This window comes from Mesorhizobium sp. ArgA1, assembly GCF_053714375.1.
The window spans coordinates 23,542-38,237 of the sequence record NZ_JBSKBQ010000016.1; the positions used below are offsets into that span (position 1 = coordinate 23,542).

8 protein-coding genes and 1 pseudogene are annotated in these 14,696 nt (G+C 58.7%); 4 read left to right on the forward strand and 5 right to left on the reverse strand.

Going from position 1 to position 14,696, the window contains the following annotated elements; all coding sequences use genetic code 11:
• Nucleotides 1-23 precede the first annotated feature (23 nt).
• Nucleotides 24-209 (reverse strand): hypothetical protein, encoded by a 186-nt coding sequence (locus tag ACWGTI_RS25930; RefSeq protein ID WP_454589758.1) that lies wholly within the window; start codon nt 207-209, stop codon nt 24-26.
• Between the two features lie 788 nt (nt 210-997).
• On the opposite strand from ACWGTI_RS25930, the gene ACWGTI_RS25935 reads away from it, so the two are divergent.
• Entirely contained in the window at nt 998-2,011 is a 1,014-nt protein-coding gene (locus ACWGTI_RS25935) for an adenosine kinase (RefSeq protein ID WP_454589759.1), read from the forward strand.
• Between the two features lie 504 nt (nt 2,012-2,515).
• Here ACWGTI_RS25935 and ACWGTI_RS25940 read toward each other — a convergent pair.
• The 4 genes and pseudogenes from ACWGTI_RS25940 to ACWGTI_RS25955 all read right to left on the reverse strand — a co-directional run.
• Nucleotides 2,516-5,275 (reverse strand): beta strand repeat-containing protein, encoded by a 2,760-nt coding sequence (locus ACWGTI_RS25940; protein WP_454589760.1) that lies wholly within the window; start codon nt 5,273-5,275, stop codon nt 2,516-2,518.
• A 245-nt stretch (nt 5,276-5,520) separates the two neighbouring features.
• Nucleotides 5,521-6,207: a hypothetical protein gene (locus ACWGTI_RS25945; RefSeq protein WP_454589761.1), complete on the reverse strand. Its 687-nt coding sequence runs from the start codon at nt 6,205-6,207 to the stop codon at nt 5,521-5,523.
• A gap of 347 nt (nt 6,208-6,554) precedes the next feature.
• Complete coding sequence (locus ACWGTI_RS25950; protein ID WP_454589762.1) at nt 6,555-6,989, reverse strand: MucR family transcriptional regulator; 435 nt, start codon at nt 6,987-6,989, stop codon at nt 6,555-6,557.
• A gap of 696 nt (nt 6,990-7,685) precedes the next feature.
• Nucleotides 7,686-8,825: pseudogene (locus tag ACWGTI_RS25955) on the reverse strand (IS701 family transposase); the annotation flags it as partial.
• Nucleotides 8,826-9,560: 735 nt separating this feature from the next.
• Between ACWGTI_RS25955 and ACWGTI_RS25960 the strand changes: the two are divergent.
• The 3 genes from ACWGTI_RS25960 (at nt 9,561) to ACWGTI_RS25970 (ending at nt 14,641) form a co-directional block, all read left to right on the forward strand.
• A complete protein-coding gene (locus ACWGTI_RS25960; protein ID WP_454589836.1) occupies nt 9,561-11,198 on the forward strand; it encodes a glycosyltransferase in 1,638 nt (545 codons plus the stop codon).
• A gap of 31 nt (nt 11,199-11,229) precedes the next feature.
• Nucleotides 11,230-12,792 carry a tetratricopeptide repeat protein gene (locus tag ACWGTI_RS25965; RefSeq protein WP_454589763.1) on the forward strand — a complete coding sequence of 521 codons (1,563 nt, stop codon included), beginning with the start codon at nt 11,230-11,232 and terminating at the stop codon, nt 12,790-12,792.
• Between the two features lie 130 nt (nt 12,793-12,922).
• Complete coding sequence (locus ACWGTI_RS25970; protein WP_454589764.1) at nt 12,923-14,641, forward strand: tetratricopeptide repeat protein; 1,719 nt, start codon at nt 12,923-12,925, stop codon at nt 14,639-14,641.
• Nucleotides 14,642-14,696 lie beyond the last annotated feature (55 nt).

Sequence of the window (14,696 nt, forward strand, 5' to 3'; positions counted from 1 at the left end):
TATCTATGCCATATATACTAAGATCAGAAGAAAAACGATCCAAAGCCGCTGAATACATTCGGACGCTCTTCATTGACGATGGACATTTTGTCGCGCTGGATCGCGTCGCCCCAGATAACGAGATAAACGACATTCAGAAAGTACCCTGCCTGCAGCACCAAGGCGGCAACGGCAGCCCAAATCAACGAATATCGGATCGAGCCGGTCATAATATATATCGATGTCAGAAAAATCGTTAATACGGCAGTCGCACCCACCAGAAACCGCGGGAAATACATTAGTTTGCCCCAATAACCCGGTTTGCCATCGACTCTTCATTTGGCGGGCGCTTCGGTGAGCGGTCGGACCCGACGAATTGAAGGCCGATTTCCAGCCAATCTCTCTACAGCAAGGATATGGATGAGTCTACTGACACATCTTTGCGGAACAACAAAAAATAAACAATTATTACAATTGCGAATTTTTCTATAAAAATAGTTTGGCTTCGCGTAACTCTGTTTGTATGATCCAAAATTCCTTGGAATCCCTACACAGTGCACCAAATGGCGAGACCTATCGCCAGGACTGTTACGATTATCCAGAATAAACACGCCTGGTCTCCGTTTTGGCCGTCATCGAACAAGTTTCATTCTCCATCTCCTCCAAATCAGATAAATCCGTGCCGCGAGGATCGCTTAATCAGCGTGCCTCGACACGACGTGGATAAATCGGATTCGGTTAACCTGCACTTGGTTGGAAGTGCTTTGTAAAACATGGTTTTTTGCAACTGAGGCATGATACCTACCGTCGTCGCGCCACCGGTTCCTCAGACTTTTGAAATTGAACAGAGCCGCGTCCCAGAACCGGCCAGATATCAAAATCCCAACATAATGCATTTGCCACGAACAGCATCGTCCGAACATCGGTGAATTTTTAGTTAGGAAACGTACCACAAAACACTAGACCTGCGCCCGGGCGACATGGCAGAAGGCCGGGCGGGTCATTGGCGGAGACACTGATGCCGGAATATGATGTGCTTTGCATCGGCAATGCCATTGTCGACATCATCGCCCAGTGCGACGACGCCTTCCTCGAGACCAACGGCATCATCAAGGGTGCGATGAACCTGATCGACACCAGGCGCGCCGAGCTGCTCTACAGCCGCATGGGCCCGGCGATCGAGGCCTCCGGCGGCAGCGCCGGCAACACGGCGGCGGGCGTGGCAAGCTTCGGTGGCCGCGCCGCCTTCTTCGGCAAGGTCTCGAACGACCCGCTCGGCGAGATCTACGCCCACGACATACATGCGCAGGGCGTTGCCTTCGACACCAAACCTCTCAAGGGCGAGCCGCCGACGGCGCGCTCGATGATCTTCGTCACGCCGGACGGCGAGCGTTCGATGAACACTTATCTCGGCGCCTGCGTCGAACTCGGCCCTGAGGACGTCGAGGCCGACAAGGCATCCGGCGCCAAGGTCACCTATTTCGAGGGCTATCTGTGGGATCCGCCGCGCGCCAAGGAAGCGATCCGTCAGACCGCGAAGCTTGCGCACGAGGCCGGACGCGAAGTGTCGATGACGCTGTCGGATTCGTTCTGCGTCGACCGCTATCGCGACGAGTTCCTCGAGCTGATGCGTACGGGCACCGTCGACATCGTCTTTGCCAACAGCCACGAGATCAAGTCGCTTTACCAGACCGCTTCCTTCGAAGAGGCGCTCGCCGCCATCCGCAAGGATTGCAGAATAGCCGCCGTCACCCGTTCCGAAAAAGGCTCGGTCATCGTGCGCGGCGACGAGACCGTCACCCTCGAGGCGACGAAGATCAAGGAGCTGGTCGACACGACCGGAGCCGGCGACCTCTATGCCGCAGGCTTCCTCCACGGCTACACGACCGGACGCAGCCTGAAGGATTGCGGCGACCTCGGCTCGCTGGCCGCCGGGCTGGTGATCCAGCAGATCGGCCCGCGGCCCAGGCAGAATCTGCGCCGTGAGGCCGAGCAGGCCGGGCTGCTGAGAAGAGTGGGTGATGGCTGGTGAGATCCCAAAGCCCCCTCTGCCTGGGCTAGATCGCGAGGTTGCGGTTGCCAAAAGATCGTATTGCACCCCTCGAGCGAACGGAGATCAAGCAGACACGACCTTAACCGTAGTGCCAATGTGGCTTTGGCTCTGTACCCGCGAACATAACCCCAAGCCTGTCCGATCGGCGCCACTGGACCACTGCTTTATAACCCACGCCATCAGTCGGGATGTAGAGAAGGAATTCACTAGGAACGCGTGCTTCAATTGACACCTTCAGCTCAGCGCCTTGAGAATTCATGTTTCTAACAGTGCACTTGACTTCAGAATTCGAAATACCTGTCAGAATCGACGCTCCTTTGAGAACGCGCCTCCGACATTGTTTTCTGGCGTCGTCAACATTGTTCATGAAAATGCCCGTCGATCAGTAAGGGTGGATTGCTTCATCCACTCATTTACTTAGCAACGGAGCGGTGGGCAAGGTCTGTTATTCAGGAAATGACGAAAAGGACGCTTGCTCCATTTCTACGGACGGCAGTAGTAGGGTCGACCATTGACCATCTTCATGGTGCCGTAGGCGCCTGGACCGCAAGTGGCCGGAGGGCCGTCGGCCAGTTGCAGAATTGTGGCGGAGACGGTGCCCGAGACTTCGAGTGACGTGGCGGGGTTGGTGGTGCCGACGCCGACATTGGTGGAGAAATAAGCTCTGCTGCCGCTAACTGTACCAGTCGTGGAGACGCCGCCTGCGACCCAGATGCCATTGTAGAAGTAGCCGGTGGTCACGCCGGATTCAGTAATGGAAATGCTGTTGGTGGTGCCGTTGGCGATAACCTGGGCGGTGCCGGAGGCGATCCGGTCGGAGCCCGCTGCGATGACGCCGGTAAGGCCCGAGCCATCACCATAGAAGTGCGTGGCCGAGATATTGGCAAAGTAGCCGGTGGTGGCGCTGACTGTGCCGTTGCGGGTGGCGTCGATGTAGGAGGCAGAGACGTTGGTGGCGCTTACGCCCTTACCGACGTAGACCCCGGCGGTGGAGACCTCCACCACGTTGCCATCACCTAGGACGACTTGATTGGATTTGTTAGGCTGGGCGTTGAAGCCAACGCCGGTGACGTTGCTGTAGGTGTTTGAGACGGAAGCGTTCTGGACAGCATAGGCACCAAGGGCCGTAACGTTAGAGGCCAGGTTGTTCCGCGCCGCGAGATAACCCAAGGCGGCGGTATTGAGGCCGGTATTATATTGGCCCGCGTAGGATCCGATGACGGTGGAGTTGGAGCCTGTATTATACTTCCCGGTGGCTACGCCCATTGCGACCAGGGCGTAGCCGGAGTTCAGTTGCCCGGCTTCTTCACCCACCGCCGTTACGTAGGCGGACGTATTGTCCTTCCCGGCGAAATAGCCGACGCCCGTAAGGTGGGTCTGGGTGTTGTTCTGCCCGGCAAAGCCACCGACCAAGGTGGAATAATCCCCTGTGTTAATCTGCCCTGCGGCATAGCCCAAGGCGGAGAGATAGAGGCCGGTGTTGGTCTGGCCTGCCAAGTACCCCGCCGCCGTTATGCTGTTGCCTGTATTGTTCTGGGCGGCATAGGTACCCATTGCGGTGACATTGGTGCCGCTGTTGTTCTGGGCGGCGTAGGCACCCGCAGCCGCGGTGTTGGCGCCTGCATTGCTATAGCCGGCGTAGGTGCCCATCAGCGAGGCGGTGCCACCGGTATTCTGGTAGCCCGCGCCATAGCCGAGTGCCGTCACATTGCCACCATTATTGAGGCGTGCCGCCGAGGCGCCCAAAGCCGTGACGCCGGTGCCGGAGCTGCTGAGGCCTGCATTACTGCCCACGACCACCACGTTGGTGCCGGTGACGATATCGAGCAGGCCGCGAACGGAGAGGTTGCCGTTGGGGCTGAGGGTGGCGACAGAGGTGCCGGAGACAAGGCGGTCGGTGACCGTGCTGACGCCGGTGAGGCCGGACCCGTTGCCGACGAAGTTGGTGGCGGAGACGGTACCGGAGACCTCCAGAGCGGTGGTTGGGGTTGCGGTGCCGATACCGACTTGCCCGGTGCCGAGGATGCGCATCAGCTCGGTACCGCCAGCCATGAAGTAATGGTTACGGGCACTGTTGTAGCTGCTGTAGTAGAGGTTGCCGCTGGAGCCGTTAACGCTTGAATAGAGGCCGGTTATGTCACTCAGGCGGATTATGGGGGATGAACCCATGATGTTGAGAGAGGTGCTGGGGGTTGCCGTGCCGATGCCGACATTGCTGCTGAAGTAGCCGCTGGTGCCGGAGATGCCGCCGGTGGTGCTGACGCCTTTGCCGACGTAAACGCCAGCTGTACTCACTTCGACAACGTTGGCGTTTCCCAGAACCACCTGGTTGGACTTGTCGGCAGTATAAACGGCATAGCCCAGGAGCGTGACGTTGCTGTAGGTGTTGGACGTGCCAGCCCAGCCCCCGACGGCGGTGACGTTGTTGCCGGTATTGGTCTGTGCGGCGGCATGGCCAACCGCTGTGAGTGCGGTGCCGCTATTATACTGCGCGGCGAAATCGCCAACTCCCACAACGTTGGGGCCAGCATTGCCGTACCCAGCCGACTTCCCCACGAAAGTGGCAGCGCTGCCGGTATTGATCATACCAGCCGAGCCCCCCAGTGCCGTCAGGTTGTCTGCGGTGTTGGAGGTGCCGGCCCAGCCCCCGACGGCGGTGACGTTGTTGCCGGTATTGGTCTGTGCGGCGGCATGGCCAACCGCTGTGAGCGCAGTGCCGCTATTATACTGGGCGGCGAAATCGCCAACTCCCACGACGTTGGAGCCAGCATTGCCGTAACCGGCCGACTTCCCGACCAACGTAACGGCGCTGCCGGTATTGGTCATGCCGGCGTTGGTTCCAACAGCAACGACATTGGTGCCAGAATTGGTTAACCCGGCGTTGTTCCCGATCGCGACCACATTGGTGCCGGTCACGATTTCAAGCCTCCCGGCCACGGTCAGGGCACCAGTCGGGTCGATAACCGCCGAGCTTGTGCCGCTTACGATGCGATCGGTTGTAACCGTAAGGCCGGTGAGGCCGGATCCATCCCCCACGAACGTGCCCGTAATCGTCGAGCCGCTGACAACCGGCGCGTTGGATGGACACCCAATGTCGCCCCGCGAGGCTTCTCCATAGCAAAGGCGGTTGCCGGTAATGCCCATGGTGGTGGAGACGTTGACGACTGCGCCCCAATCTTGCGCCCACGCTGGCGCCGCCGCCAGCGTGGCGGCCAACAGCAAAAGGCGGAAAAGGAGGCGCATAAGTCACTCTACCGCAACCTCAGCCGCTTGGCGTCGTCAGTGATACCGAATGGGGCACCCGCCGTTGCGGCGTCGCCACTTCGTGATTGTGCACACTGGTGACGGGGGCGGACGCCTGGCGAAATGGGAGCCTCATGCTGCCGTAGCATAACTGCCCGTATTCGCTTTGTTCTCGTGTAAGCGCAAGCGGCCAATCAGCGCACGCAAATGCCGCCCCCTGGGGGCGGCATTCCGGAGGACCAACGTTAGTTGATGGTGTTGGCGGCGTAGCAGAGGATTACGGAGTTGGCCGTAGGCTGGGCGGAGGGAACGGTGGTTGCGCCGCCGCTGGTGGCGTTCAAGCAGGCGGTGGTGCCGTAAATCACACGGCCCTTGGTGGCATCAACGCTCCCATCAATGGCTTTGTCGGCTTCCTTGGCGTCGGCCAACGGCATATCGGCAAACTGGACGACCAGACGCTGGTCGGGACCGGCGGTAGCCATGGTGTTGACCTGTTCGGTGATAGTGCCGGTGGTGGAGGTACCGCTACCGAAGCCATGGTAAACCACGGCAGAGGTGCCGGTGCCGGTGATGCGGAAGCCGGGCAGAATGTTGCGCAGGTCGGACTGGTCGATGTTGGAGGCCCAGCTGGCAGCGGGAATGGACTGGTTAACCAGAACGGCCAGGTTGGAGGTGGGGGTACCCGCAGTGGTGAGGGCGGATTGCGGCCACACGTGCTGGCCGGAATAGAACTGGCCGTTGGCGTCTTCCACCTGCTTGAGCTGGGCACCGGCCTTGGTACCGCTGGAGCGGTTGATAAGCTGCCAACCCACGGTGATGATCACGAGGGTGATAAGAATGGCGATGATGGCGACGATCAGAATGGTCTGGTCGATCGTATAGCCCTTGTTGGAGGTTAAACGGTTGAACAGGTGGTTGAAGGCGAGTTGCATTGTCGGGGGGTCCTTAGCTGATTGTTGGTCTTGAAACCTATGTTACCCCGCTCCAGATGTTCTGACAGGCAAAGGAGAAATTTCTGACAGGGCTGTGTGTGATTTGTGCACTGAACCAAAGGGTTGCAGTGTCCGAAAGGAAACCACCCCGCGCCAGTGGCCGCCCAGTGGGACCGCCAATGACGCGTCTTCTGGGCTTGGCGGTAATTGGGGCGCCGCAATCAAAGGCCCCCTGGGGGGGCCATCAAGTGGCTTTAGAACGACTGGCAGAGGCTGGAGGGCAGTCGCCATCCCTCCGAAATATGTCCTGCGTCAAAGGTCAAAATTCGCGAGCGAGCTCGGCGATTTCACTTTGTGGTCTGGGCGGGTGGGTTGCGGCCGAAGCCAGTGGATTTCGCAAGCAGGGATCGTTGGGCGGCATAGTTGGGGGCCACCATAGGATAATCCGGGTCGAGTCCCCACTTTGCTCTATATTCCTCGGGCGTCATGCCGAAATGGGCCCTGAGGTGCCGTTTAAGAGACTTGAGCTTCTCCCCGTCCTCTAAGCAGATGATATAGTCGGGAAACACGGAGCGCTTTCGATCAACGGCCGGGACAAGCTCAGGTTCTCGGAACGCAGGCGGTTGTAGAATTCCCGTCAGCGCAGAACTGACACTTGCGATCAAGTCAGGAAGGGAGGCAGCGGGGGTCGCGTTGCCCCTGACAAACGCCGCCACGATGGCGGACGTCAAAGCCACCACGTCAACCGTTGCCTGTTCAGTTTTGTCATCATCCATAGACATGCTCTTCGCCTTTCGCTGGCCCTCGTATCCGGAAGACTGGCAGCTCCATCTCCCTCGAGGGCGTTAACTGCACCGTCACGTTGGTGCTTGCCAGAAATTGCCGTAGGTCGTCGCTTCCGCGTCGGAGGGATGCCTGTCAGATACTTGCGCTTGGCAGGCTTGGCATTGCTTTCGCATCATCTCCAGGCCCCACGGTCAGCCTGCGCAATCTGACTTATCTCCGTAGGTTCTCTGACCTTCTGGGCTGTTTCACCGGAATCTGGGGGCCTAGACGGTCTCCTCCTGGAATTCACATCCCAAACTGAAAACCGACCTTCCGAGAACGTCTGGCCTGCACCTGACGAGGTTCGAATCTCCCAATCTGACCGGCTGAGACCGCTTACGGCATTTTGTCGCACGACCATTTTTTTGTCCCCCTCCAGACTAATGTCGGGCTTTCGGTCCCCACCCGGAAGACGGCTTGCGATCTCCTTTTCAAGCGCTAAAACCATGGTTGCACCCTTAACGTTACTATTACTTTTTGGCCGACCGACTGGCTGGGAGGGGCTTGTGGTGACATTCACAGGGCTGATCCTGCCGTGACAAGCTGGTTCGGACCTCAAGCGAGGCCGATTTCGGCTTCCCGGAAGTTCTCGGCAATCGGCCCAGTAGGGGGCTTGGCACCATGAACCTTCCGACCGCTCCCGCAGGCTCGTGGCTCGACTTGTGACGGACGGTTGCGATCATCGCGATTGCCAGCATGACTAACGAAACGTGGCGGTACCACCCATGCCAAGAGCGGGTTTCATTATGGTCGAGGCCAAGTTCGGCCTTTGCAGTGCGAAGGCCTCCCTCGGCAATCCCGCAACATTGCTGCACCGCGACCAGTGTATTGATCACGGTTCCGGCCGGGGCCCAGGTGGAAAAATAACGGAGGACGTGGTTTGCGTCTCGGCGTATCAAGAGCGCTGGAATCCACAGCCCGGACCGCGTTTTTTGGTATTCTCCGACATCCAGTTCAGTGAAGGGGCAATAGGCCCATTCTCCGGTCTCCTCAACGGCTTCTCCCGAGGGCAAGCTGCGCCACAGGGAAGGATCGACGTTCCGTGCGATTTCCTCTGCCGTGCCCCCTGTTGGGAAGAGGGCGTTTTGGCAAGCGAAGTGATGGTTGGCGCTAACCCCAAGGACGTAGCCCTTGCACCAGCGGCGGAGGGTCATTTCGATGTCGGCGCCGCTTAAGACGCGGTCAGCGACCACCCAGTTGAAGGGAACGTCTGCCGCCAGGGCGCGGCCGATCATTTCCAGCGCAAGATGGGACTTTGTAGCAAATGGGGTGCCCGCAGGGACGTAGGCCCGCGCCAAGCGGGCGGAGTCATCCGTCCAGATCTTGGGCAGGTAAAGGGCACGATCGATGAACGCATGTCCGTGCCTGGATACATAGGCCGCGAACACGCCGATCTGGCAGTTGGCCATCTTGCCCGTTGAGCCATTGAACTGCCGCGCGACCCCACAGGATGTCTTGCCTTGTTTGATGAAACCCGTCTCGCCTATCGCGAGGACCGCTTCGTCGTCAGCCAGTGTTTCGAGTGCATATTTGCGGACGATGTCGCGCAGGACGTCTGCGTCCCACTTCGCCCTTCCGAGAATGGCCTGTTGGCGCCATGGCCCGGGGTCGCCCGCAGCTTCCGCGCGCATCCAGCCGGTCTTGCGGTCCTCGTCCCGGAGCAGGCCTTCAAGGAATAGACCAGCTGAAATCGCCACACGCTCCTGAGGGAAAAGCCTCCTGATCCGTGACTTCACGTCGTGCAGTGTCGAAGCCCATATTCTCAGTGTCGTTTCAATCGATTCAACCACCACCAATAACCCCTTTTGGCAGCCCGAACAAAAGCGAAAAAAGGCGAGTACATCCATTGCGAAACGCAATTGTAATACTGTCTTCTTTCTCAGCGGTCTCTCAGCGATACAATAACCCACCGTTGACAATTTAGGCGGCGCACAACTCTCACATTCTGTTGTTAGAAACAAGCTTGACTTGGCAAATTCGCGTTGGCATAACCCCGACGCAAACGAAAAACTAAGCATTGCCGCTCGACAGAAAAGGATATCGGCGGGAATGAATTTGCTGATGATGCAGAAATATTAGAACAAGATAATAAAAACTCGAAGAAACGTGGAATGAAATCGAACCTAGAATTTCATTTGTCTCATCACGGCCGGCGAATTGTCAGGTTGTGGCAGGGTTATCTTTAGGCGCTAGGAGCCGAAACTCGGTCGGTGAGGTAAAGCGGCAGCAGCATTCTTTCTATGCTGTTGGATGCTGGCGCCGGTGAGCGATGTGTGAATGACGGTACGTGACAATATTCGTATCTACGGGCGTATAAGTCTATGATTTCGCTTAATAGTTGTAGATTAATACTTAATAAGCCGGAATAAAGAGGCGGGGATGAATGGATCGTGGATAGCCTGCCGCCTGCGAAGACTCATAGTCAGCGCAACGGAGGCACTTTCTACTGGCTCACGCTTGCGACGGCGGTTGCTGATCGGCGGGTGAGCGCACTGGGATGAATGAGAACAGGAAATCGGGCTAATACGATGGAAATGTCCGAAGTGCCGCTCTCGACGGCAGCCGCCGGTGTCAAGGGTATTCGCCGCATAACGCAGGGTGAGGAAGCAAACCTACTTGCCGTTGCCGAAAATCTGCAAGCCGAACTCGCTCCCTCCATTTTTGAGATGGTCGAGGCTGGGCGGGCGTACGAGGCCGTAGCGTATCTCGATCGGGAGGGGGCTACCCTTCACTCTCCGGAATTGGCACGTCTTCGTGGCGATTTGGTGCGCGCACTCCAAGTTCTGGAAGCCCATCGTCGCCCTGCGCATGGCGAAAGCACTTCACTGGCCGCGCTCGGCTGCATTCTTGATGCCCAGTTAGCGCGCCGGCTCCCCCCGCCGCCCACTAAACGCCTAACGGGAGTGGCGCTGATAACCGGCCACCTCGGGGCCGGAGGAGCTGAGCTCCAGATGGCGCGGACGGCCGAGATGCTTGCTGGGGCGGCAGGTAGCCACCAGAAAATAGCGGGCGTGAAGCTCTCGCGTCCATTCCATGTGGTTGTCAATTCGCTGACGCCGAACACCAGGCGCCCGCTCAATTTTTTCGGCCCAATTCTAGCGCGCAAGAACATTCCTGTTTGGGCTTTGGAGGATTTGCCTCCTTCCTGCCCTGAGGATAGCCTCATAAACGATGAGACGACCAGGGCCCTTTTGCCGCTGCTCTACCCAAACATTCGGAAAGGCCTACGTCTCGTCTCCTGGTTTCAGCAGCAGAAGATTCAGGTGGCTTATATATGGCAGGACAACGCCATTCTGCATTTCGCCGTGGCGGCATTGCTTGCAGGAGTGCCCCGCCTGGTGCTCAATTTCCGGGGGATGCCGCCGGTTCTCCGCTGGAAAGAACATCTCCCGGAATTCGAAAAGCTCTACACCGCGCTTGCGGCAATGCCGGGTGTCACCTTCGTCTGCAATAGCAGCAAAGCGGCATCAGCCTATTCGGACTGGATCGGCTGTTCACGTGATACTTTCCACGTAATTTCTAATGGGTCCGACCTCCACTCTGCCCACCCCACTGCCGGCGAGTTGAAAACCTGGTCGGAATTCGACGCGCGGACGCTGGACGCTACCATCACGATCGGAGGCATCTTCCGCATGCATCCCAATAAACGGCCGTTGGAGTGGGTCCAGTTCGCCCGGTGCTACCTAAACTCGCATCCCAAGGCGCGATTTGTGCTGATAGGCTCGGGGATCTTTTTTGAAACGGTCCGTGATCTCGTACGCACCCTTGGGCTCACGCGCCGGCTGCTGCTAATCCGGCAGACCAAGGCCGGTACCTACTGGCTCAAGAAGATGGACGTATTCGTGCTGCTCTCTCGGTACGAAGGCACCCCAAACGTCCTGATCGAGGCGCAGTTAGCCGGGATACCTGTAGTCTGCACGCCTGTAGCAAACGCAACTGACACCTTTGTCGACGGTGTCACAGGCCTATCGACCTCGATTGCGATCGATATCGAGGACATAGTTGCCAAGGTGGATCAGATTGTAACCCACGCCCGCCTGGGGGATGCCGTTCACCGCTACGCCCGTCGCCACATCTCGGCCCGCTACTCGGCTCGCTCGATGATCGAGCACACCGTGCGCGTGCTGTCGGGGCAGGGCGATGGGTGCCGCATTTCGATAGGATGATTTCGTGACAGAGTTAAACAAGGAACCAGTTATGCCCGGGACCCCCAATACGCCTAAGCTCGCCTTGAAGGTAAAGGCCACGAGGATCGCAATTGCCTTACAGGACATCCGGGCCGCCTGGGAGGCAGAGGACTACGCGGGTGCGGCGGGCTTAAGCCGAGAACTTCTGAAATCCGACCCCGATGCTACTGAAGGTCTGGTCCATCTCGCTCGGGCAGCCACGCTTACTGGCGACTGGAATGACGTGGCTGAAGCCGGCGAGGCGCTGGTTCGGAGCAGCCCAAAAGACGCTTTCGTGGCCGCCGGCAAACTAAACCGCGCCGGACGTGCGCTTGAGGCGGCGACGATTTTTGCCCGGTTAAACGTTCAGGAAGACTGGTTCGACGCAGAATCAGCCAATCTGGCCCGCAAGGATGCCGATCTGTTGATCGCGGCAGGCGAAGCCGCCTCAATGAAGGAAGACAGCTGGGCAGCCAAAGTCATTTGGGTCGCTGGTGCTCAAATTGCGCCGCGGAGCCAGATTCTGGCGGGTAAGGTGAGACGGCTTACGCGGGGTCTGAAGATGAGCCTAGCGAACCTGGATCCTGATAAGAATCCCGATGAGTATTTAGACGTTTGCCGCGACCTGGCGTGGGTTAATCCCAGTAACCTGGCAGCGGTAGTAAGGTTCGCGCGGGCGAGCGAGCGGTCAGGCGAGACCACCGCGGTCGACGCGTGGCTAAAGGTGCTCGCGTTGGCACCCGATAATGAGGCGGCAACGACGCGGCTGGGCAGCCTCGCCGGTAAGGGACAACTCGAAGACCACGCCATTGCCGGCCTGCTCGCCCTCGGACGCAGCAAAACGTCTGATCCAATCATTCAAGTGTTGGCCGGTGGCCGGGACGCGAGAGCTAAGAAGGCACTCGACAAAGAGGTCCGGTTAGCCACCCAGCGGGCTGCAAAGTTGAAGCGCGAGGCAAACCCCAAAGCCTACTTGGCTGCCTGGAAAGATGTTCTGACTCTCGAGCCCAATAATCTCCGTGCCGCCCGAAAGGTGATCGGAGGAGCCGGTCATCTTCGTGATTACGCAGCGCTAGTGGATGGGTGGGCTGCTTACCTGGAGATCACGCCAGATGCTGCCGGGGCGGATCGCTTGGCCGCTGCTGCCCTGCGCGCCGGTGATGAACAGCGCGCGCTAGACTGTCTCGCGCGCAACAGGCTTACTGGCGAGTTGCCTAAAGCAAGACTGAACGCTCTTTGCAAACGCATCCTCCACGCGGGCAAAGTCGCTTTGCGGGACTCGGAGTTTGACTTCACCTTAGCCTGTTATCAAACGCTGAGGCTGGTTGACTATGCCGGCGCGGATGGCCTGCGGTTCGCTTTGGCCAACGCGTTGGCCGGAAGCGCCCGGAAAGCGGAAATTGAGGGCGACAGGGCTGTTGCCGTTGCTCAGGCCGAGGAGGCGCTAGAACTGGTTCCGGATCACGCCGCGGCTCTCACCCTGGTCGCGCGCCACCGGAGCGACAAGCGGGCTAGCCGCATCTCCGGAGCGCTGCCGGACCAAGGACAGGGTCGCTACGAAAATAGCGCGCCACTTGAATTGATGGAAAGCTGAACGGCTCGATTACTGGCGTAATACTTTGCCGTCAAGCCGCAAGAATTAGACAGGTATTCGACAAACCATAAGTGCTGGGAGAACCCGAAGGAAAGGTTCTCTAGCCAGTGCGGACATCGGAGAGGCGGGCGTGAAGATCGTAGATTCCCGAGAATTGATCGAGAGTGCAGCTGCATCGGGTGCAGTAAGCACAACATCCTCTTCCATAGACTCTTCGGCGAAGCCGAAACGACGCAAGCAGCCCGCGAAGGCTGCAACGCCGACGGCCGAGCCAGTTCATCCTGTCGATATGAAGGAGGTCGGTGAAGCCGTCCGCCGAATAAAGCAGGCGTGGAAGGATAAGGACTATTCCAGCACGGCGACTTTGAGCCGAAGACTTCTAGGATGGGAGCCAGGAAACATATTTGGCCTGCTCTACTTGGCGCGCGCCGCGGCCTACACGGGGGAGTGGAAAGACGTTGCCGAGGCCGGGGCAGCCATCGTCCGTCATAGCCCTCGCGACGCTTTCAACGCCGGGCGCAAACTCAACCGTGCAGGCCAGACGCTTCAAGCTGCGCAGATCTACGCCAAACTGGAAATTCATGAAGACTGGTTCGACGCCGCCGTCGCGGACTTGGCCTGGAAGGAAGGTATTTCGCTTCTCAAGGCGGGGCAGGTAGCCGACAAGGATGGCAATCACGGCCTTGCCAAGGTGCTTTGGGTAGCGGGCCTGCGGATAGCTCCGCGGAACGAAGTCCTGGCCCGCCGTGTGCGGCAGCTTGTGCTACAGGCGATTAAGACAGCCAAAGGCCAGGACCGAAACAAGGATGTTGTGGCCTATGCCGACGCTTGGCGCGAAGTGCTTTGGCTTTCTCCGTCAGATGTGCTCGCGGCCGCGAAGCTTGCCTGGGCACACGAGCGCCTCGACCACAAGGATGCAATCGACGCCTGGCTCAAGGTTCTTGTGATCGCACCGACGCACGAAAAAGCCCACGATCGGCTTCGCTATCTGGCATTGCGCCACGACCTTGAAGACCGTGCGATCCGCGGGCTTGTTCAATCGGATCAGAACGAGGCTCTCGAGGCACTGGTCAAAACGCTGTCCGAAAGCCGGGACGCTAAGGCCCGCGAAAGTCAAGACAATATCCTCAAGGTCCGGCTTCGTGAGGCATTGGCTCGCGCCCGTGTTTTGGATCGCGATGCGGAACCTCGGAGGTATTTGGGCGCATGGAAAGATGTGCTGGTCCTGGATTCGACAAATCTCGGCGCCGCCAAGAAAGTCGTACAAGTGGCGAGGCAGTTGGGAGATTACTCGGAGCTTTTGGAGGGATTGATCACCCTTCTTGAGATCACTCCGGATGACGCAGTCCTTCAGGGGCGCCTCATCAAAACTGCGCAGCGCGCGGGTCGAGAGCAGCGCGCGCTAGAATGGCTGGCTGACCACGGGCTGGCGAACGTGCCGAAGGACCAGGTCCAAATACTTCGCAAGCGGGTGTATAACACTTGCAAGCACGCCCTCAGGGCATCGGACCTTGATGCAGCCATGGGTAGTTTCCGCACCCTGCAGCGCATCGACGGCCAAAATTCCTCGATCAGTGCGCTAAAACCGGCTGTCTTGAAGAAGGCGGTCTCTAGCGCGTGGGAGGCGGAGAAGGCCGGTAACCCGGCCTTGGCCGTTCCATTGGCTCGACAAGTCCTGGATATCGCACCCGATCACCCGATTGCGCTGAAGATAGTAGCCAGGGATCTGTTGCGCCACGATCGCTGTCAGGAATTGGTGACTTTGTGCCAGCCATTTATCAAGCCCGGCCCAGAATACGTAGCTGTGCAAAAGCTGCTGGACCGGGCGAACGCCAAGCTGGCTTGTTGACCAAAATGAACATGAGGGGCTTTCCGGCTGGATGACGTTCCGCACAGCGACGGAT